Source organism: Haemophilus parahaemolyticus, from assembly GCF_002015035.1.
Taxonomy (GTDB): Bacteria; Pseudomonadota; Gammaproteobacteria; order Enterobacterales; family Pasteurellaceae; genus Haemophilus_A; species Haemophilus_A parahaemolyticus.
The window spans coordinates 37,074-56,208 of record NZ_MUXY01000008.1 but is presented as its reverse complement, the minus strand read 5'-3'; the positions used below and the strand labels follow the sequence as shown (position 1 = coordinate 56,208).

Below are 19,135 nucleotides of genomic sequence, written 5' to 3'. Positions count from 1 at the left end.
AAATTGATAAAGAAAAGGACAGATATCATAATCTCTGCCCTAAAATAACGTAATAGATGATTACTGTGCTGTCGAATTTAGCTGTTGCATAAACTCTTCATTCACATCAATTGACGCACGCTCACGTAAATTATTGATTAAATCGGCACGTAAGGTGGTGCGATTTGCGTCATTAAATTGAGCTTGAAGTGGTTTAAATTCATTTAATGAACCATCTTCTACTTTATCTAATGCCACTAATAGCACATCGCCTTGAGTATTACGAGCGACACTGAAAGTTGGTTTGCCCTCTGGTTTTGGCATTGCAAATACCGATTTGGCAAATGCAGGTTGTTCTGCTTGTGCTTGAGCATAAACAAGTGTTTGAGCTGTGCCGAAAGTAACCTCATTTTTACCTTCGCTTAATGCTTTTGCTTGAGCCTCTGCTTGAGCTAATAATGCCGTTTCCGCTTTCTCACGCTTTACCATTACTTCCACTTCTGATTTTGCTTCATCAAACGTTTTCTCACGCTGTGGATGATATTGTTTTACACGCAGAAACATGGTGCGAGAAGCATTTTCATTGCCCACTTCTAATGCCTCTGAATTTTGACCTGATTGTGCTAAATCCCCCTCAAAAAGCACTTTAGTTACTGCATCAGATTTTAATGCTTCTGGTAATGTCTCACGAGTAAACATAGGAGTAGTTTGAACTTCAACGCCTGCTACTTTTGCGACTTCTTCCAATGAGCCTGCATTTTCATACGCAGAAGTTGCCATATTACGCGTTAACGTTGAATACTCAGCCCCCACTAATTCGTGACGCAAAGTATTCACAATGTTTTCTTTCACTTTCTCAAGTGGTAAAGCTGTTTCTGGTTTACGATCTAACACTTTAATAATGTGATATTCATTGCCCATTTTGACTGGTTGACTAACTTGCCCTACTTGCAATGCGTTAGCAGCCTTTTCAAACTCAGCTGGAAATGTGCCCGCTTTTGCCCAACCTAAATCACCGCCTTTTGTTGCCGATAATTTATCTAACGATTTTTCTTTTGCAAGGGTTACAAAATCAGCACCTGACTTTAATTGCTGCTCAATAGCTTGTGCTTCTGCTTCATTTGCTACTTGAATATGTGCAAATTGAGATTCGCCTTTAGTGACATATTGTGCTTTATTCGTTTCATAATAAGTAGCAATTTGTTCATCCGTAATTTGTACTTTATTTTCCACTTGTTTTGGCGATAAAGTTACATATTCCACCACAAACTGCTCTGGCATCACTAATTGTGTCTTATGCTTATCATAGAAAGCCTGCAACTCCTCTTGTGAAGCGGTCTGTTTTTGCACTTCATTTGCTAAAGAGTAAGACGCTAAACGCACTTGGCGTTTTTGGAATAACAATTTGGCTAAGTTTTCTTCTTGAATAGGTACATTAAAGCTAGTACCTAAAATTCCTTTTTCCATTTGAGAAAAGAGAATGCCTTGCCCTACAATTTGAGCATAGCCATCGGGGGTTAACCCCGCATTGCGTAACGTCTGCTGATAAAGATTATTATCAAACTTGCCATTTTGCTGAAAGTTTGGACTATGAACAATCTCAGACTTAATTTGATCAACACTTACTCCTAAATTCAATTCTTGAATGTATTGACGGAGCAATTCATCATTGATGAGATTATTTAAGACTGATTGGTTAAATTCGTTTGCAAATTCAGGTTTATCTAATAAGTCCCAGAATTGTGCTCCCATTTGGTTTGACATAATAGTTTGTTGGCGATTCTTTGCATCAGAAAAAGCACGTTGCGAAATCTCTTGTCCGTTCACTTTTACGGCAGAAGTATTCGCACCAACAATACCACCACCGATGCCTGCAAGCACAAATGAAAGTGATACCAATGAGAAGATAATTTTAAAACCAACGCTATTGGTTCGTTCATGCCATTTTTCAATCATGGGCTATTCCCTAATATACTGAATATAAAAATGCTAGGAATTATACTTTAAACTCAATTTTTCTCAAATCTGATTTTTCCATTCTTAAAGCTTTTAGCGTTATTCAAAAATGCTTACTCTAGAAGCAATTTTAAATGGCAACACAAGTATTTTTGAAACATGCACAAGCCCTAATAAAGTGATTTATGATAGAATACACACTCTTTTTTATTTTCTCTATTCAGAAACATACTGGATTTTCTTGATGAATATTTATGCTTATATTTGCTTTCTGGCAGCTCTTTCTATCTTACTTGGATTTATTACAAGCAAAATTTCTGCTCGTGTGCAGTCAACTGTTGCTATTACTGCGGCTGCTATGTTTTGTTCATTATTAGTCTGGATTTTAGGCTCTTTCGGTTGGTTTAAAATTGACGTTATCGCAAAAAATGTGATGGAGCAAATTGATTTCAAAAGTTTTTTACTCAACGGGATTTTAGGCTTCTTACTTTTTGCGGGCTCTTTAGGGGTAAAATTACCCGTACTTAAAGACCAAAAATGGGAAATTACTGCATTCGCTCTTATCTCAACCCTCATTTCCACTTTCCTGATCGCATTATTGATTTGGATGCCCGCTAACCTTATCGGATTGCCAATTGACTTTATCTATTGCGTCGTTTTTGGTGCCTTGATTTCTCCAACCGACCCGATTGCAGTGTTGGCGATTATCAAAAACTTACGCGCTCCCAAACGTTTATCAATGCAAGTAGAAGGGGAGTCGCTGTTTAATGATGGGGTCGGTTTAGTGATTTTCGTAACCGTTTTTGCAGTGGCTTTTGGTGGTCAAGAAACTTCTGTTAGCAATATTTTTAGCCTCTTTATGCACGAAGCTATTGGTGGGATTTTATTCGGCTTCTTACTCGGTTTTATTGCCCACGTGCTGATTTCCTCAACCGATGATGGCTCAATGGAAATTCTCATCACACTTACTATTCCAACCGCAGGCTTTATGTTTGCCTCTAATGTACTACACGTTTCAGGTGCACTTGCAATGGTTGTTGCAGGGATTATGATTGGTAACTGGACGCGCCGTTCAGGTTTCTCGGAACAGAGCCAACGTTATCTCGACCATTTCTGGGAGATGATCGACCACTTCTTAAACTCACTGCTCTTCTTTCTGATCGGTTTTGCATTATTGTTAGTAGACTTTGAATTCTACGGGATTGTATTGATGATTATTGCTATTCCTGTTTGCTTGATTTCGCGCTATCTCAGTCTCTGGATTCCATTCAAAGGAATGCAACAATTCAGAACCTACAACCCTTATACGCTAAAAATTATGACCTGGGGCGGTTTACGTGGTGGTTTAGCTCTTGCGATGGCACTTTCCATTCCAAGCAAGACTGCATTTGCAGGCTCCATTGATGTAAAAGATTTAATTTTAGTAATGACTTATGCGGTGGTCATGTTCTCGATTCTTGTGCAAGGTTCAACCATTGAACCAATGATCAGAAAATCAAAAACGGTTGATCCAAATCGTGAGGAGTATTTGCAGCCTAGCAAACATTAGCTTTAAAATGTATAGTCGTAATTATCGCTAAAAAATATCAATTTATAAACAAGCGGTGGATTTTGTTGAGAGCCCTTCAAAGGCTAAACAAAATCCACCGCTTCTTTTTCTATGAAATAATATTTAATACTAAATCGCTAACCCTAACGCATAGAATGCAACTAACACAATCGCAATAATCACTGTACCGATGTTTAATTTTTTGAACTCACCAGAAATGGTGCGACCAATCACTAAAGTAGCGAAACCTAGCATAATACCTGTTACGATGTTAGCGGTAAGTACGATAAATACTGCACATACTAAGCCAGACATTGCACCAACGAAGTCATCAAAATCTAATTTTGATACGTTGCTTAACATCAATAAGCCTACATACATTAATGCTGGTGCGGTTGCATAGCTTGGCACTAAACCTGCTAATGGCTGGAAGAAAAGCATCAATAAGAAACCGATACCCACCACTACTGCGGTTAAACCTGTTTTACCACCAACGGCTGTGCCTGCTGCTGATTCGATATAAACTGCGGCTGGTGCAGTACCGAATAAGCCTGATAATACTGAGCCTAATGAATCAGAAGTTAAAGCTCTGCCACCATTTAAGATTTGACCATCTTTATCTAATAAATTTGCTTGACCCGCAACAGCACGAATTGTACCTGTTGCATCAAAGATTGCAGTCATCACTAATGCGAATACCACAGGTAAAATTGCTGCATTTAATGCCCCCATTACATCTAATTCTAAGAATAATGAGTTCTCGCCAAAGCTTGGCATTTTAAAGAAGCCAGAATATTTCACATTCGGGTCAAAAATTAAAGCGATAATAGTAATCACAATGATTACCCAAAGGATTGAGCCTTTCACTTTTAAACGCTCTAAACCCACGATTGCAGCCAAGCCAAGTAACGACATCATTACAGGAAATGAGGTAAATTCGCCCATTTTCACAGGAATATCAATGCCACTGTTGATGACTAATTTTACGTTAGTTGCCGCAATCAATAGAAGGAATAAACCGATACCGATACCTGCACCGTGAGCAATGCTAGAAGGAAGATTACGTAAAATCCAAGAACGTACGCCTGTTACTGAAATAAGAGTAAATACAATCCCCATTAGGAAGATTGCACCAAGTGCCACAGGAATTGAGATGCCTTGACCAAGCACTAAACTGAATGCGGTAAATGCAGTTAATGAAATTGCACTACCGATTGCCATTGGTGCGTTTGCCCATAAACCGATTAAGATTGAGCCTAACCCTGACACTAAACAGGTTGCGATAAACACCGATTCAGCAGGGAAGCCTGCTTGGCTTAACATTCCAGGCACAACAAAAATAGAATAAACCATTGCAAGGAATATAGTTAATCCTGCGATTACCTCTTGACGAACGTTTGAACCACGTTCTTCAAAGTTAAATAAAGACATAAAGACCTCAAGTGTAGAAAAATTAGAGCGAATTTTACAGAATCCCCTTTTAACAAGCAAACGATTGCTTATGAATTTATAAAATAAGCGGTCAATTTTTCATAACGATTGCAAAATGCTATGAAAAATCAACCGCTTGATGGCTTGGTTATTCGAGTAGGAGGTTACTACATCACCCAAAATATTAGGTCGTAAGCAACTCACCCCACATTAAAGATAACAGAATGCCACGTAAATTAATGTGCCGCTGCCATTTGCTCTAAATCTTTATCAATGTAGTATAAAGATTTACCATCTTCGCCTAATAAACGGAATTTATCTAAGATAGAGTTGAATAAAAACTCTTCTTCGTGCTGTTCAGCCACATACCATTGTAAGAAGTTGAATGATGAATAATCTTTCGCCTCAAAAGCCACTTCCACTAATTCATTGATTTTTGAGGTTACGTGTTTTTCGTGTTCTAATACGATTTCGAACAATGATTTTAATGAATCATATTCTGCTTGTGGTGCTTCAATCGCATAAATTTCAGCTAACGCACCTGTTTCGTTTAAGTATGTGAATAAACGACGCATATGTTCCATTTCTTCGGTTGCGTGTGCTTTTAAGAATTTTGCTGCACCAGGGAAGCCGTTGTTATCTGCCCAAGCTGACATTTGAAGATACACGTTAGAAGAATAGAATTCTAAGTTTAATTGGTCGTTTAAGTATTTGATAATATTTTGCGATAACATTATTCTGCTCCTTGATCTAAGGTTTCTAAGTCTTTGTCGATAAAGTAAAGTGATTTATTACTTTCGCCTGCCACCACGAATTTATCTAAAATTTCACCAAATAATTTCTCTTCTTCGTGTTGTTCAGCCACATACCATTGTAGGAAGTTGAAGGTTGAGTAATCTTTCGCAGCGAAAGTCACTTCTACTAATTCATTGATTTTAGCTGTTACGTGTTTCTCGTGTTCTAAAACCACATCGAATAACTCTTTTAATGATTCGTACTCTTTGCGTGGAGCTTCGATTTTACCTAATAATGGCGTTGCACCCGCTTCACAAACGTAGTCGAATAATTTTTGCATATGCTCTAATTCTTCATCTGCGTGACGAAGTAAGAAAGTTGCTGCACCCGCAAAACCATTTTTTGAACACCATGCAGACATTTGCAAATAAACATTTGAAGAGTAGAACTCTAAGTTGATTTGTTCGTTGAGTTTATCAACGATAGATTGTTGTAACATATTTTCTCCTATGCAAATATTATGAAAATGTAAATGAAATGAGAGATACTCTCATTTAGAAATCTATATATAACAAAGGGCAGAAAAAAATCCTGCCCTTAAAACACTTGCAAGTATATCAAAGTTGAAAAAGTAATCAAGCATTTTAATAGTTTTTTTCTAACAAAATTTCAATTTTGATAAGTTTAAACAATAAGAATTCTCATTTAGAGAAGCTAAATGAGAATGTTTTTTAGGAACTAACATATTAAAAAGGGATAGAACAATCATATCGTTTTATCCCTTTGTTAAATTATTTACTAGAAAATACTAAATGCTAAAAAACAGATCATAGCAAGTGATGCAACAACAGTCATCATTGCGTAACCAAATGTACCCATTTTGTTCTCCTTATGAATTTTCTTTGTGATCTTCAGACATACTTACCGCAGCGGTAAACAATACGTCTGTTGATGAGTTCAGTGCCGTTTCAGCTGAATCTTGGATAACACCAATAATAAAGCCTACACCGATTACTTGTGCGGCAATATCGTTCGGGATATTAAATAAGCTACACGCTAATGGAATCAATAAAAGTGAACCACCTGCCACACCAGATGCACCACAAGCACAAATTGAAGCCACAATACTTAATAATAACGCAGACCAGAAATCAGGCACAATACCTTGTGTGTAAGCCGCTGCAAGTGTTAATACAGTAACGGTAATTGCAGCACCTGCCATATTAATGTTTGCACCAAGTGGGATAGAAAGTGAATAAATCTCTTCACGTAAACCTAAGCGTTTTGATAAACCCATATTTACAGGAATATTCGCTGCAGAACTACGAGTAAAGAATGCCATCACGCCACTTTCACGTAAGCAGATGAAAGTAAGTGGGTATGGATTGCGACGTATTTTCCACCACACGATAAGTGGGTTTAAGATGAATGCAACAATCACCATTGCACCGAGTAATACTAATAATAAACGACCATAGCCAATGAAAGCATCTAAACCGTTAGTCGCAAATGTATCTGCGACTAAACCGAAAATACCAATTGGTGCTAAGGCAATAACAACTTTAACAACAGCTGAAACCGCATCAGCGAAGTCACTTAAGAATGTTTTAGTGCTTGGTGAAGAGTGGCGTAATGCAATACCTAAGCCGATAGACCACGCTAAAATACCGATGAAATTTGCATTTGCAAGGGCTTGAAGAGGATTATCAACAAGGTTAAATACCACGGTTTTAATAATTTGACCGATACCATCTGGCGGTGCTAAGCCATCCGGGCTTGCGACTAATTCTAAAGTCGTTGGAAATAGGAAGCTTAATACTACAGCTGTTAATGCTGCAACAAATGTACCTAGTACGTAAAGTACGAGAATCGGCTTGATTTTACTATCTGAACCCACTTCTTTATTTGCGATGGTCGACATAACCAATACAAAAATTAAGATCGGTGCGATAGCACGTAAAGATTTCACAAAGAATTGACCTAAAACGCCAACATCTTTTGCCCATTCAGGATTTATAAGGGCTAAGCCTATCCCTAAGATTAAACCTACTGCGATACGTAATACAAGATTACCGCCTAGTAGTTTTGAAGATAAAGAATTACTCATAATGTTTCACTTCTGAAAAAATAAAAGACCAATTATTCATCGATAAATGATGAGTTCTCAGATTAGCCGAAAATTTCTTTTAATGGAATAGGGAAAAGTTCAATTCAGATAAAAAATTATGCCTATTTACGTTATAACTGGTTAATTTTTGTTTAAAAAGTGATCTTGTCTTTGTTACAAACGATTTCTTTAGGTAAAATATCGCCCGTTTTTCTTTTTTTGGATTAAGTTATGAAACCTGAAAATAAAGCAAATTTAACACGAGTTATTCGAGCAGCAGGCTATTCAATGAAAGGCTTGAAATCAGCATATATCAATGAAGCAGCTTTTCGCCAAGAAGTTTGGTTAGCAATTATTTTAATTCCGCTAGCGTTTTGGCTCGGCAATGGTGCTATCGAGAAAATTTTACTTCTTGGTAGCATTTTTATTGTCTTGATTGCTGAATTACTCAACAGTGCAGTAGAATCGGTGGTCGACCGCATTGGTTCGGAATATCACGAACTTTCAGGGCGTGCCAAAGACATTGGCTCTGCTGCTGTTTTCGTAGCAATGGTGCTCTTTACTATTACTTGGGGCTTAATCCTTTTGTTCTAATATTATACAGTCATACATACGATACCGTTTTTTTCGATAAGAAAGGTCGATTTATCGAAAAATTCAAACCAACAATAGCATGTAAACCAGACTACCAAAACAGTTCTTGGATTATGCAAGCAGGCGAATGGGGTGAATATTTAGAGCGTACTGATTTCGAATTTGAAAATGGTAAAGCCACTTTAATGGATTACAAACTGATTCCAATCAACCTAAAAAAGACCATTAAAAAAGAAGAAGTAATTTTCAAAAACTAAGAATGAATATTTATGAATAATAGGGTATACTTTTAATCTGAAATATTAGTATGTGCTATCTAAATGCTATTTTTGGCATTATTTTATTTATTCAATTTTAAACCGAAACACCTTACACAAAAACAAAACTAATTTTAGTTCTTGAATAAATAAATGAACTTTTTGTTAGAAACATATACTAAGTGTAAGTAATTGATGCAAAATTAACTTTATGGAGTTCTTATGAAAAAATCATTATTAGCCCTTGTTTTAGGTTCAGCATTAGCTTTAACGGCTTGTGATCAAGCTCAAAAAACAGCTGAAAAAGCTCAAGCAGCTGCAACAGAGAAAGTAGCAGAAGTGAAAGAGACTGCAGTTCAAAAAGCAGAAGAAATCAAACAAGTTGCTGCAGATAAAGCTGAAGAAGTGAAAGCTGCAACGGTAGAAAAAGCGACTGAAGTAAAAGACGCAACAGTAGCTAAAGTTGACGAAATGAAAGCAACCGTAGCTGAAAAAGCGGCTAATGTAAAAGATGCTGCAGCAGCTAAAGTTGAAGAAACTAAAACTGCAGTAGCAGATAAAGCAGAAGAAGTAAAACAAGCTGCAGATACAATGGCAGATAAAGCAGCAGAAGTGAAAGCAGCAACGGTTGAAAAAGCGACCGAAGTAAAAGAGACAACAGCAGCTAAAGTTGACGAAATGAAAGCAACAGTAGCTGAAAAAGCGGCTGATGTAAAAGATGCTGCAACAGCTAAAGTTGAAGAAACTAAAACTGCAGTAGCAGATAAAGCAGAAGAAGTAAAACAAGCTGCAGATGCAATGGCAGATAAAGCAGCTGAAAAAACATCAGAAATGATGAACAAAGTTGGTGAAAAAGTAGATGCCGTAAAAGAAGCGGTTGAATCTAAATAATTTTTTGCTAATTCAGTTAAAACAGAACCTCAAGTTATTTAACTTGAGGTTTTATTTTATCTGCTATCTATCAATTTTGTTTGTTTTCTCTCTATTTTTTGATTATACTTTTACCACTTCAACGGTAATTCATTCATATATCGCAAGTTTGTGTATAGGAAATGAACAAATCCAATTGTTTTTCTCAATTCAATTCTATTTTTCATTATATACCTTCGCTTGCAAATCATTAACTCTCTTAAGGATTTAAGGACAATGTTAGAGATTTGGCGACAATTCAAACAAGATTATCTGATTAAATATTGGAACCCAGTGGCTGCGGTTATTGCGGCAGGTTTACTTTCGGCTTATTATTTCGGTGTAACAGGCACTTATTGGGCAGTAACAGGCGAGTTTACTCGCTGGGGAGGGCACGCGTTACAAGCTCTTGGCGTAGATGTAAGCGAATGGAGCTATTACAAAATCATCGGGATGCAAGGTACAATTTTTACCCGTATTGATGGCGTAATGATTTTGGGGATGTTCGCGGGCTGTATTTCGGCTGCACTTTGGGCGAATAACGTAAAATGGCGTAACCAACCGCATAAACGTCGTATTGCTCAAGCACTCATTGGCGGTGCTTTAGCTGGTTTTGGAGCCCGTTTATCAATGGGCTGTAATTTGGCCTCACTTTTTACAGGGATTCCTCAATTCTCTGTTCACGCATGGTTCTTTACCATTGCCACGGCTATCGGCACCTACTTTGGCGTGAAAGTAACCTTATTGCCAATGTTCCGCGTAAAATTGCAGCTCAAAAAAGGGGCAGCAAAAATCAAAGAAAGCGATCCGAAACAAGCTACGCGTCGCTTCCGCATTGGGATGGTAATCTTTTTAGCATATTTGACCGCTTCCCTCTATGTGATGCAATCGTCTATCAAACTTGGTTTTGCAATGCTTTGCGGATTAATCTTCGGATTATTGATTGAGCGTGCACAAATCTGCTTTACCTCCGCATTCCGAGATTTATGGGTAACAGGTCGTGCTTATATGGCAAAAGCGATTATCTTTGGAATCTTCGTTGGCACAATTGGGGTGTTCTCATACATTCAATTAGGCGTTTCTCCTAAAATTATGTGGGCAGGCCCAAATGCGATTATCGGCGGTTTATTATTCGGTTTTGGTATCGTATTAGCAGGTGGCTGCGAAACTGGTTGGATGTATCGCTCTATGGAAGGGCAAGTACACTTTATGTGGGTTGGTGTAGGTAACGTTATCGGCTCAACCTACCTTGCTTACGTATGGGACGATATCGCACCAGCACTCGCCTTAGATTACGACAAACTTAACTTACTCAAAGAGTTTGGCCCCGTCGGTGGCTTGCTCGTTAATTATGGCTTATTAATCGCTTGTTTGGTTGCTGTAGTTTGGTGGGAAAAACGCTTCCTTACTAAAGCCAAAGCGAAAGTAGCGGCAGCTTCTTGCGGCTGTAACTAATCAATACCACATAACCTAAAACATCAGGAGAACATTATGGCATTTACTGTCGTACAAAAATTGGATAAAGATCCGAAAGACATCACCCCAGATTACACACTGGATACCCTAGGCGAGCCTTGCCCCTACCCTGCTATCGTGATGCTTGAAACGATGCCAGAATTGAAAAAAGGTGAGGTTTTAGAGCTATTAAGCGATTGTGCTCAATCGATTAATAATATTCCTGTAGACACAAAAAACCATGGTTATACATTGTTAAGCGTTGAACAAGATGGCACGAAATTGCGTTATTTGATTCAGCGTTAATCTTTTCCTATTTACAAAAATAGCCTAAACATTAAGATGTTTAGGCTTTGTCATATGAAATCGCATCGGTGAAACGAGCCGTATTAGGACAAAACGGGCAACTTTCGATCATTCAATATGGCGATCAGGATTTACGCTACCCACTGATTATTGATGGATAACTCGACCACGATATTTTAGACATCATCAACCGAGATGAAGAGTAGCTTAAAACCGAACTTGAAGCTCAAAATTTGACAATAAATCAGATTTATGTTGGCGAATATTTAAACGGTCAATTGATTACCTATTTATATGAAAAAGCTTAGCCTGCTCGCAAAACCTGTTGGGTGAAAATATCTCGAATTTCTGAAGGGTTGGTTCGCCCTTCGGTTTCAGCTTCTAGCACGGGAAAATCTTTGCCAAATTGAGCATAAACTTGACCGCTTGTGCGACAAGGTAGTAAGCCTGAAATATTGGCACTGGTGGAGGTAATCGCTGATTGGGTGGCAAGACAAAGAGCTTCCACCGCAGGGGTTCGACATAATCGCATTGCAATCGAATTAAATTGCCCTGTGAGAAAACGGGGTAAATTCGGTTTGGCAGGCATAATCCATGTAATCGCTTGATTGCTAATCGTGCCAAAACGCTGCCATTCTGTTTCCGCCAATTTGCTCTCATCTAAATAAGGCAAAAGCAGTTCCACCGTTGGGGCTATTAAAATCAACCCTTTTCTTTCTTCACGTTTTTTCAAAGCAAGCAATTTTCTCACCGCTTGTTCACTGTTTGGATTGCAACCTAAACCAAAAACAGCTTCGGTTGGGTAGGCAATCACTTCATTTTGTTGAAATTGCTCCACGATTTTTTGCAAATTATTCATCTTTTTTCACCGCTTGTTCTATTTCTTGCTCTTCAAAAATATGCTGACACGCTTTGCTCGCACATTGGTAACCTTTTTTACCTTTACGTAGCACGGCTAATGAAAAATGACACGCAGGGCACTCTTTTTCAATCGGTTTGCCTGCAAGGGTAAATCGGCATTTCGGATAGCCTTCACAGCCGTAGAAAATCTTACCTGTTCGCCCTTTTCTTGCCACTAAATGATGCTTTTTGCACTCAGGGCAGAGCCACTTTTCTTCTGTTTCAGGTTGTTCTTCTTGCACAATAAAGTGGCATTCTGGGTAGTCGCTACAGCCGATAAACATCCCATTCTGCCCTTGCTTAATTTGCAGAAAATGACCACATTCAGGGCAGATTTCGTCTAGCGTTTTTATTACGTGCGAACTTTGGTGTAGTGGTCTAATGTAGCTACAATCTGGGTAGCGTGAACAGCCTAGAAATAGCCCGTATTTACCTTGTTTAATCTGCAACAATGCCCCGCATTCGGGGCAATGCTCTTCTTGTTTAGTTGATTTAAAAAGTGACATTTTATCTCTTATTCGCTTTTAATTTTGCCATTAAATCGGCAATGTTTGAGGAAACTTTATCCACTTTCTGTTGTTCGCTCATTTGTGGTTTTTCACTTTCCCAAACTAAATCATCTTGCGGAAGCTCAAGCAAGAAGCGGCTTGGTTCGGGTTTAATCAGTTCTCCATATTGACGGCGTTCTTTGCAAAGTGAAAACGTCAACGTTTTCTGGGCACGAGTAATCCCCACATAAGCCAAGCGACGTTCTTCTTCCACGTTGTCATCATCAAGGCTATTTTGGTGTGGCAAAATACCCTCTTCCATTCCAATGAGAAAAACGTGCGGAAACTCCAACCCTTTTGAAGCATGTAGCGTCATTAGCTGCACTTGGTCGGCTTCGTCATCATCTCCGCCACGCTCAAGCATATCCCGTAAAGTCAGGCGATTGACCACTTGCTCCAAAGTCATCGGAGTTTCAATTTCATCGCCAGCCAGCATCGCTTCAACCCATTCAAACAGCGTTTGCACATTGCGGCTTTGCATTTCTGCTGCTTTGGGCGAGGTTGCTTGTTCATACAAATAAGCTTCGTATTGAAGCTGCCCCAACATATCTTTCATTGCAACAATCGGATCAGAATGAACCGCTTGCTCGGCAATTTTAACGACCCAATTAGCAAAATCTTGCAAGGCTTGATAAGGCTTTGGCGTTAAGCGTTGAATCAGCTCAAAATCAAAAATCGCATCAAACAGGCTGATATGTTTTTCATTTGCCAACAAGCCCAGTTTTTCAAGCGTAGCTGGACCAATTTCACGTTTTGGCACATTCACAATGCGTAAAAATGCAGCGTCATCTTCAGGATTCACCACCAAACGCAGATACGCCATCATATCCTTAATTTCAGCTCGAGAGAAAAACGATGTTCCGCCCGAAATTTTGTACGGAATACGGTTTTGCATCAACAATTTTTCGAGCAACCGCGACTGGTGATTGCCTCGATAAAGTATGGCGTAATCTTTATATTTCGTTTTTTTGGAAAAACGATGGGCGATAATTTCTCCCACGACACGCTCCGCTTCGTGTTCTTCATTTTTCGCCTCAATAATATTCAGCTTTTCGCCTTGCCCTAATTCCGAGAAGATTTTTTTGTCGAAAATATGTTCATTATTATCAATCAGAATGTTGGCACAATGCAGAATCCGCTGACTAGAACGGTAATTTTGTTCCAATTTAATCACTTTTAGATCGAAATCTTCCCGTAAACGCCGCATATTTTCAGGTTTCGCCCCACGCCAAGAGTAGATCGACTGGTCATCATCACCCACGACGGTAAACTTCGCATTTTCGCCTACGATAAGTTTAATTAACTCATATTGGCTAGTGTTGGTGTCTTGATATTCATCCACCAACAAATAGCGAATTTTTTGCTGCCAATGGGCTTTCGCTTCAGGAAATTGGCGGAAAAGCAACACTGGCAACATAATCAAATCATCAAAATCAAGAGCGTTATAGGCTTTTAGCTGATTTTGATAGAGTTGGTAAAAGTGTGAAAAAACGCGATCTCGCTCCGATTTGCACTGATGTATCGCCATTTCAGGAGAAAGCAGATCATTTTTCCAATTTGAAATAGTGGAAACCAGCGCTTTTAAGAGATCTTTATCTTCCGCCACGTTTTCAGGCAGTAAATGTTTGAGCAAAGCAATTTGATCATGTTCATCAAACAGCGTCATTCCAGACTTAAAACCGAGCAATTTATGCTCACGTTTGAGAATTTCAAAGCCTAGCGTGTGAAAGGTAGAAATTGTCAGCCCTTTAGTTTTTTCTTTGCCGATAGAATGAGCCACACGCTCGCGCATCTCACGTGCTGCCTTGTTGGTAAAGGTTACGGCGGCGATATTTCTCGGCGAATAGTTGCAATGTTCGATTAGATGTGCAATTTTGTTGATAATAACCCGCGTTTTGCCAGAGCCAGCCCCGGCTAACACAAGGCAAGCCCCATCGACATATTCCACGGCTTGTTGTTGTTGGTTGTTGAGTTTCATTGTTTTATCTATTTATTTTATTAGAAGCTATTTTAGCCTAAAGCCTGTAAGCGGTCTAATTTCTTTCTTAATTTGTATATTGTGCAAAATCCGCCAGAAAATCCACCGCTTATCGCTCAAAAAGTAAATTTTTACTTTCAAAATCAAGTTATTCGCTATATGATACCAAATTGATTTATTCTCATTTCGCGTTGCAAATCAAGCAATTTTTATTGAATTTGCAATTCATTTTCTCAACTCTCTTCATAGGGGAAAACAACAGTAAATGGAAAAGTTAGATAACAAACCCATTATCGAACTTCGCAATGTTACCAAAAGCTATGGTAGCAAAACGATTCTGAAAAATTTAAATTTAACCATTAATGATGGTGAATTTTTAACGATTTTAGGTCCTTCAGGTTGTGGTAAGACAACTGCGTTACGTTTAATTGCGGGCTTTGAAGATTTAACAGAGGGTTCAATTATTCTTGATGGTCAAGATGTATCTAATATCCCTGCTGAACAACGCCCTGTGAATACCGTATTCCAAAGCTATGCACTTTTCCCACATATGACCATTTTTGAAAACGTGGCATTTGGTTTGCGTATGCAAAAAGTGCCAAACGATCAAATCAAACCGCGTGTAATGGAAGCATTACGTATGGTGCGTTTGGAAGACCGTGCCGAGCAAAAACCAGCACAGCTTTCAGGCGGTCAACAACAACGTATTGCTATTGCACGTGCGGTGGTAAATAAACCAAAAGTTTTACTTTTAGATGAATCACTCTCTGCTCTTGACTACAAATTGCGTAAAGAGATGCAACAAGAGTTAAAAGCATTACAACGTCAATTAAGCATTACCTTTATTTTTGTAACGCACGACCAAGAAGAAGCGTTAACGATGTCGGATCGTATTATCGTAATGAACGCAGGTAAAATTGCTCAAGATGGCACACCGCGTGAAATTTATGAAGAGCCGAAAAACTTATTTGTGGCACACTTTATTGGTGAAATCAACGTGTTCGACGCAACTGTAATTGAACGTGTGGATAGCACAAGCGTTAAAGCGAACGTGGAAGGTCGAATTTGCAACATTAAAGTAGAAGATTTAGACGTTAAACCAAATCAAAAACTGAAAGTATTACTGCGCCCAGAAGATATTGTGATTGAAGAATTAGATGAAGATGAAAGCTCAAAAGCAATCATCGGTCACATTATCGACCGTAACTACAAAGGGATGACGCTTGAATCTAGCGTGAAACTTGATCACAACGGTATGAACGTGTTAGTAAGCGAATTCTTCAATGAAGATGATCCAAACATTGACCACGAAGTAGGCCAAAAAGTGGCGTTAACATGGCACGAAGGTTGGGAGGTTGTCCTAAACGATGACGAATAATAAATTCCAAAAAGGAACGGTGGCGACGATTTTCGGTTGGCTTTTACTTTTCGTATTAGTGCCGAATGTGCTTGTATTTATCATTAGTTTCTTAACTGAAAACCGCCAAAGTCAATATTTCGTTGATTTTGCATTTAGCTTAAGTGCATATCAAGCACTCTTTAACGATACCTACGCCACAGTACTTTGGAACTCCTTGTATATGGCGGGGATTGCCACTTTCTTCTGTTTGATTATTGGCTATCCTTTTGCATTTATTATTGCAAAATTGCCCGCTAAAGTACGTCCAATTTTACTCTTTTTAGTGGTGTTGCCGTTCTGGACGAACTCGCTTATTCGTATTTACGGCATCAAGATTTTCTTAGGTGTGAAAGGTTTGTTAAATGAAGCATTATTGTGGTTAGGCATCATTAATGAACCATTGCGTTTATTAAACTCAGAGCTTGCGATTATCATCGGCTTAGTTTACATTTTATTACCATTTATGATTTTACCGCTCTACTCTTCGATTGAAAAAATCGACAATCGTTTATTAGAAGCGGCAAAAGATTTAGGGGCAAATGCGTTCCAACGCTTTATTCGCGTCACTATTCCGCTTACGATGCCAGGTATTGTATCAGGCTGTTTATTAGTACTTCTTCCAGCAATGGGGATGTTCTACGTTGCCGACTTGCTTGGTGGCGGTAAAACACCATTGGTAGGTAACATTATTAAGAGCTTGTTCTTAAATACCAACCAATTTGCGTTGGGCTCTGCAGTAAGTATCGCATTAACCATTTTAATGGCATTAATGCTTTATGTTTACTATCGTGCGAATAAATTATTAAATAAAAAGGTGGAGCTTGAATAATGAAAAAGACATTTAGAAATCTTTTTATGTTCGCGGTTTTTGCCTACCTTTATATTCCGATTATTATCTTGGTAGTAAACTCGTTTAATGCGGACAGATACGGCTTGCAATGGAAAGGCTTTAGCTGGAACTGGTATGAGCGTTTATTTAACAACGATACTCTTGTTCAAGCCACATTAAACTCGGTCACCATTGCATTTTTTGCGGCAACATTATCAACGATTTTAGGGGCATTAACCTCAATCGCCCTTTATCGTTATAAATTCCGCGGTAAACAAATGGTGGGCGGTTTGCTCTTTATTGTAATGATGTCGCCTGATATTGTTATGGCAGTATCAATGCTCGTACTCTTTATGATGTTAGGCATTCAGCTTGGCTTTATCTCATTATTGATTGCTCATATTACCTTCTGTTTACCTTATGTGGTTATTACCATCTCAGCACGCCTAAGTGACTTTGATGGCAAAATGTTGGAAGCCGCGAAAGATTTAGGAGCAAGTGAAGTGACGATTTTACGCAAAATTATTCTTCCACTTGCGTTACCTTCCATCATCTCAGGTTGGTTATTAAGCTTCACTATCTCGCTTGATGATGTTGTGGTTTCTTCTTTCGTAACTAGCCCAAGTTACGAAGTGTTACCGCTTAAAATCTTCTCACTCGTGAAGACAGGCGTAACGCCAGAGGTTAATGCTCTTGCTACCATTATGATTGTGTTCTCACTTTCACTCGTGGTTCTAAGCCAATTAGCATTACGCAAAAAACATTAATTTAAAACGTAAATAGCCCACAAAATGTGGGCTATTTTGTAGGGCGGACGTCAGTCCGCCGAATTGTATATAGACATAGTGGACTGAAGTCTATCCTACGAGAACTAATCATGCTCATCCAACAATCTATTGAAAAGAAATTAACTGAAACGTTTAATCCTACTTTTTTACAAATTGAAAACGAAAGCCATATGCATAGCTCTGGACGTGGCTCAGAATCACACTTTAAAGTGACATTAGTAACAGAAGCATTTAACGGCAAACGTGGCGTAGCTCGGCATCAAGCGATCTATCAATGTCTTAACGCTGAATTAGAAGGCGGTGTTCACGCATTAGCATTGCATACTTACACACCAGAAGAGTGGCAAGCTATCGGCGAACAAAGACCAGATTCCCCACGTTGTGCAGGTGTTGGTCTTTAAACCATAACAAGCGGTAAAATTCCGACTTTATTTTACAAACTAAAAATATCTTGATAAAAACGCCTAAAAACGCTAGAATTAGCTCGTCTTTTTTATTGATTCGGTGAGATGTCCGAGTGGTTGAAGGAGCACGCCTGGAAAGCGTGTATGTGGGAAACTGCATCGGGGGTTCGAATCCCCCTCTCACCGCCATTAAGTAAGAAAGTATGTTTTCATAGATATTTCCTTGGTTAAGTTAAAGTAGTTATACTTTATTTTTTACTTTATCCCTAAGCATTTTGCTTAGGGATTTTTTTCCTATATACCAATTATTTTGCTTTTATTGCTACCAAATCCACCGCTTGTTTTGTTAAAGCAGTGACTTTTGCCCAATCTTTTGCCGCAATCGCATCATTCGGTAGCATCCAAGATCCGCCAACGGTAGCCACGCAATCTAATACTAAATAATGAGCAAGATTCTTCTCAGAAATTCCTCCTGTTGGACAAAATCTCAATTGTGGCAATGCTGCCGAAATCGCTTTCAGTGCAGCTGCTCCACCATTGACTTCAGCTGGAAAGAATTTCAGATGATCGTAACCTAACTCTAGTGCTTTCATCATGTCCGATGGTGTTGCCGTGCCAGGAACGAGGGCTATTTTACCTTTTGCCGCATGCATCAACAATTCTTCTGTAGCCCCAGGTGAGATAGCAAATTTAGCTCCCGCTTCGACTATCGCATCATACTGTTCAATATTAATAACTGTTCCCGCCCCAACGATAGCTTCGGGAAAAGCCTTGCTAATTCGCTTAATTGCTTCTAATGCCACATCAGTGCGAAGCGTAATCTCAAATACGCGAATCCCCCCTTCCAGCAAGGCTTGAGTCATTGGCTCTGCATCTTCAATCTGCTTAATAACCATCACAGGCACAACAGGTGAGGCATTAAAAATATCTTTTACAGATAATTTCCATTTCATATTTTCCTCCTAGCTACATTACCAATAGTTATTGCTATTTTGCCATAAATTAACCAAT

At 38.8% G+C, this 19,135-nt stretch carries 19 protein-coding genes, 1 tRNA gene and 1 pseudogene; 12 read left to right on the top strand and 9 right to left on the bottom strand.

Features of this window, described 5'->3' with window-relative positions; genetic code table 11:
- Window positions 1-60 precede the first annotated feature (60 nt).
- Window positions 61-1,935, bottom strand: coding sequence for a SurA N-terminal domain-containing protein (locus B0185_RS06345; protein ID WP_005707514.1), 1,875 nt, complete (start codon window positions 1,933-1,935; stop codon window positions 61-63).
- 244 nt (window positions 1,936-2,179) lie between these two features.
- Here B0185_RS06345 and B0185_RS06340 point away from each other — a divergent pair, with 244 nt between their 5' ends.
- A complete protein-coding gene (locus B0185_RS06340; protein ID WP_005707574.1) occupies window positions 2,180-3,484 on the top strand; it encodes a cation:proton antiporter in 1,305 nt (434 codons plus the stop codon).
- Between the two features lie 129 nt (window positions 3,485-3,613).
- Here the strand turns inward: B0185_RS06340 and B0185_RS06335 are convergent, their stop codons facing one another.
- The 4 genes from B0185_RS06335 to sstT all read right to left on the bottom strand — a co-directional run bounded on the left by B0185_RS06335 (window position 3,614) and on the right by sstT (window position 7,757).
- The gene (locus B0185_RS06335) at window positions 3,614-4,915 is read right to left on the bottom strand and encodes an NCS2 family permease (RefSeq protein WP_005707549.1); all 1,302 of its coding nucleotides are present in this window, start codon (window positions 4,913-4,915) and stop codon (window positions 3,614-3,616) included.
- 236 nt (window positions 4,916-5,151) lie between these two features.
- Window positions 5,152-5,649 carry a non-heme ferritin gene (ftnA, locus tag B0185_RS06330; protein ID WP_005707545.1) on the bottom strand — a complete coding sequence of 166 codons (498 nt, stop codon included), beginning with the start codon at window positions 5,647-5,649 and terminating at the stop codon, window positions 5,152-5,154.
- The gene (ftnA, locus tag B0185_RS06325; RefSeq protein ID WP_005707556.1) at window positions 5,649-6,149 is read right to left on the bottom strand and encodes a non-heme ferritin; all 501 of its coding nucleotides are present in this window, start codon (window positions 6,147-6,149) and stop codon (window positions 5,649-5,651) included. The genes ftnA (B0185_RS06330) and ftnA (B0185_RS06325) overlap by 1 nt, the downstream gene beginning before the upstream one ends.
- A gap of 390 nt (window positions 6,150-6,539) precedes the next feature.
- A complete protein-coding gene (sstT, locus tag B0185_RS06320; RefSeq protein ID WP_005707598.1) occupies window positions 6,540-7,757 on the bottom strand; it encodes a serine/threonine transporter SstT in 1,218 nt (405 codons plus the stop codon).
- A 231-nt stretch (window positions 7,758-7,988) separates the two neighbouring features.
- On the opposite strand from sstT, the gene B0185_RS06315 reads away from it, so the two are divergent.
- The 6 genes and pseudogenes from B0185_RS06315 to B0185_RS10350 all read left to right on the top strand — a co-directional run bounded on the left by B0185_RS06315 (window position 7,989) and on the right by B0185_RS10350 (window position 11,439).
- Window positions 7,989-8,351 (top strand): diacylglycerol kinase, encoded by a 363-nt coding sequence (locus tag B0185_RS06315; RefSeq protein WP_005707495.1) that lies wholly within the window; start codon window positions 7,989-7,991, stop codon window positions 8,349-8,351.
- A 5-nt stretch (window positions 8,352-8,356) separates the two neighbouring features.
- A pseudogene (gene ushA / locus B0185_RS06310) lies at window positions 8,357-8,590 on the top strand (bifunctional UDP-sugar hydrolase/5'-nucleotidase); the annotation flags it as partial.
- Between the two features lie 240 nt (window positions 8,591-8,830).
- Window positions 8,831-9,499 carry a hypothetical protein gene (locus B0185_RS06305; RefSeq protein ID WP_005707599.1) on the top strand — a complete coding sequence of 223 codons (669 nt, stop codon included), beginning with the start codon at window positions 8,831-8,833 and terminating at the stop codon, window positions 9,497-9,499.
- A 255-nt stretch (window positions 9,500-9,754) separates the two neighbouring features.
- On the top strand, window positions 9,755-10,972 hold the full coding sequence (gene yedE / locus B0185_RS06300) for a selenium metabolism membrane protein YedE/FdhT (RefSeq protein WP_005707510.1): 1,218 nt from the start codon (window positions 9,755-9,757) through the stop codon (window positions 10,970-10,972).
- Window positions 10,973-11,008: 36 nt separating this feature from the next.
- Entirely contained in the window at window positions 11,009-11,278 is a 270-nt protein-coding gene (yedF, locus tag B0185_RS06295; protein WP_005707539.1) for a sulfurtransferase-like selenium metabolism protein YedF, read from the top strand.
- 47 nt (window positions 11,279-11,325) lie between these two features.
- A complete protein-coding gene (locus tag B0185_RS10350; RefSeq protein WP_005707493.1) occupies window positions 11,326-11,439 on the top strand; it encodes a YetF domain-containing protein in 114 nt (37 codons plus the stop codon).
- Between the two features lie 143 nt (window positions 11,440-11,582).
- Here the strand turns inward: B0185_RS10350 and tsaC are convergent, their stop codons facing one another.
- The 3 genes from tsaC to rep are packed head-to-tail and all read right to left on the bottom strand — an operon-like array spanning window position 11,583 to window position 14,704.
- On the bottom strand, window positions 11,583-12,137 hold the full coding sequence (gene tsaC, locus B0185_RS06285) for an L-threonylcarbamoyladenylate synthase type 1 TsaC (RefSeq protein ID WP_005707560.1): 555 nt from the start codon (window positions 12,135-12,137) through the stop codon (window positions 11,583-11,585).
- Entirely contained in the window at window positions 12,130-12,684 is a 555-nt protein-coding gene (locus B0185_RS06280; RefSeq protein WP_005707581.1) for a DNA topoisomerase family protein, read from the bottom strand. Before B0185_RS06280 ends, tsaC begins: the two co-directional genes overlap by 8 nt.
- Window position 12,685: 1 nt before the next feature.
- On the bottom strand, window positions 12,686-14,704 hold the full coding sequence (rep, locus tag B0185_RS06275; protein ID WP_005707512.1) for a DNA helicase Rep: 2,019 nt from the start codon (window positions 14,702-14,704) through the stop codon (window positions 12,686-12,688).
- A 265-nt stretch (window positions 14,705-14,969) separates the two neighbouring features.
- Here rep and potA point away from each other — a divergent pair, with 265 nt between their 5' ends.
- The 5 genes from potA (at window position 14,970) to B0185_RS06250 (ending at window position 18,313) form a co-directional block, all read left to right on the top strand.
- Entirely contained in the window at window positions 14,970-16,082 is a 1,113-nt protein-coding gene (gene potA / locus B0185_RS06270) for a spermidine/putrescine ABC transporter ATP-binding protein PotA (protein WP_005707523.1), read from the top strand.
- Complete coding sequence (gene potB / locus B0185_RS06265; protein ID WP_005707525.1) at window positions 16,072-16,932, top strand: spermidine/putrescine ABC transporter permease PotB; 861 nt, start codon at window positions 16,072-16,074, stop codon at window positions 16,930-16,932. Before potA ends, potB begins: the two co-directional genes overlap by 11 nt.
- Window positions 16,932-17,699, top strand: a complete 768-nt coding sequence (gene potC, locus B0185_RS06260) for a spermidine/putrescine ABC transporter permease PotC (RefSeq protein ID WP_005707579.1) — start codon at window positions 16,932-16,934, stop codon at window positions 17,697-17,699. The genes potB and potC overlap by 1 nt, the downstream gene beginning before the upstream one ends.
- 110 nt (window positions 17,700-17,809) lie before the next feature.
- Entirely contained in the window at window positions 17,810-18,121 is a 312-nt protein-coding gene (locus B0185_RS06255; RefSeq protein WP_005707586.1) for a BolA family protein, read from the top strand.
- 102 nt (window positions 18,122-18,223) lie between these two features.
- A tRNA-Ser gene (locus tag B0185_RS06250) sits at window positions 18,224-18,313 on the top strand.
- A 116-nt stretch (window positions 18,314-18,429) separates the two neighbouring features.
- Here the strand turns inward: B0185_RS06250 and B0185_RS06245 are convergent.
- Window positions 18,430-19,077: a bifunctional 4-hydroxy-2-oxoglutarate aldolase/2-dehydro-3-deoxy-phosphogluconate aldolase gene (locus B0185_RS06245; RefSeq protein WP_005707513.1), complete on the bottom strand. Its 648-nt coding sequence runs from the start codon at window positions 19,075-19,077 to the stop codon at window positions 18,430-18,432.
- Window positions 19,078-19,135 lie beyond the last annotated feature (58 nt).

Bases quoted from the DNA above. Each gene is read 5' to 3' on its own strand.
- B0185_RS06345 (WP_005707514.1), bottom strand. From the start codon at position 1,935: ATGATTGAAAAATGGCATGAACGAACCAATAGCGTTGGTTTTAAAATT.
- B0185_RS06340 (WP_005707574.1), top strand. From the start codon at position 2,180: ATGAATATTTATGCTTATATTTGCTTTCTGGCAGCTCTTTCTATCTTA.
- B0185_RS06335 (WP_005707549.1), bottom strand. From the start codon at position 4,915: ATGTCTTTATTTAACTTTGAAGAACGTGGTTCAAACGTTCGTCAAGAG.
- ftnA (WP_005707545.1), bottom strand. From the start codon at position 5,649: ATGTTATCGCAAAATATTATCAAATACTTAAACGACCAATTAAACTTA.
- ftnA (WP_005707556.1), bottom strand. From the start codon at position 6,149: ATGTTACAACAATCTATCGTTGATAAACTCAACGAACAAATCAACTTA.
- sstT (WP_005707598.1), bottom strand. From the start codon at position 7,757: ATGAGTAATTCTTTATCTTCAAAACTACTAGGCGGTAATCTTGTATTA.
- B0185_RS06315 (WP_005707495.1), top strand. From the start codon at position 7,989: ATGAAACCTGAAAATAAAGCAAATTTAACACGAGTTATTCGAGCAGCA.
- B0185_RS06305 (WP_005707599.1), top strand. From the start codon at position 8,831: ATGAAAAAATCATTATTAGCCCTTGTTTTAGGTTCAGCATTAGCTTTA.
- yedE (WP_005707510.1), top strand. From the start codon at position 9,755: ATGTTAGAGATTTGGCGACAATTCAAACAAGATTATCTGATTAAATAT.
- yedF (WP_005707539.1), top strand. From the start codon at position 11,009: ATGGCATTTACTGTCGTACAAAAATTGGATAAAGATCCGAAAGACATC.
- tsaC (WP_005707560.1), bottom strand. From the start codon at position 12,137: ATGAATAATTTGCAAAAAATCGTGGAGCAATTTCAACAAAATGAAGTG.
- B0185_RS06280 (WP_005707581.1), bottom strand. From the start codon at position 12,684: ATGTCACTTTTTAAATCAACTAAACAAGAAGAGCATTGCCCCGAATGC.
- rep (WP_005707512.1), bottom strand. From the start codon at position 14,704: ATGAAACTCAACAACCAACAACAACAAGCCGTGGAATATGTCGATGGG.
- potA (WP_005707523.1), top strand. From the start codon at position 14,970: ATGGAAAAGTTAGATAACAAACCCATTATCGAACTTCGCAATGTTACC.
- potB (WP_005707525.1), top strand. From the start codon at position 16,072: ATGACGAATAATAAATTCCAAAAAGGAACGGTGGCGACGATTTTCGGT.
- potC (WP_005707579.1), top strand. From the start codon at position 16,932: ATGAAAAAGACATTTAGAAATCTTTTTATGTTCGCGGTTTTTGCCTAC.
- B0185_RS06255 (WP_005707586.1), top strand. From the start codon at position 17,810: ATGCTCATCCAACAATCTATTGAAAAGAAATTAACTGAAACGTTTAAT.
- B0185_RS06245 (WP_005707513.1), bottom strand. From the start codon at position 19,077: ATGAAATGGAAATTATCTGTAAAAGATATTTTTAATGCCTCACCTGTT.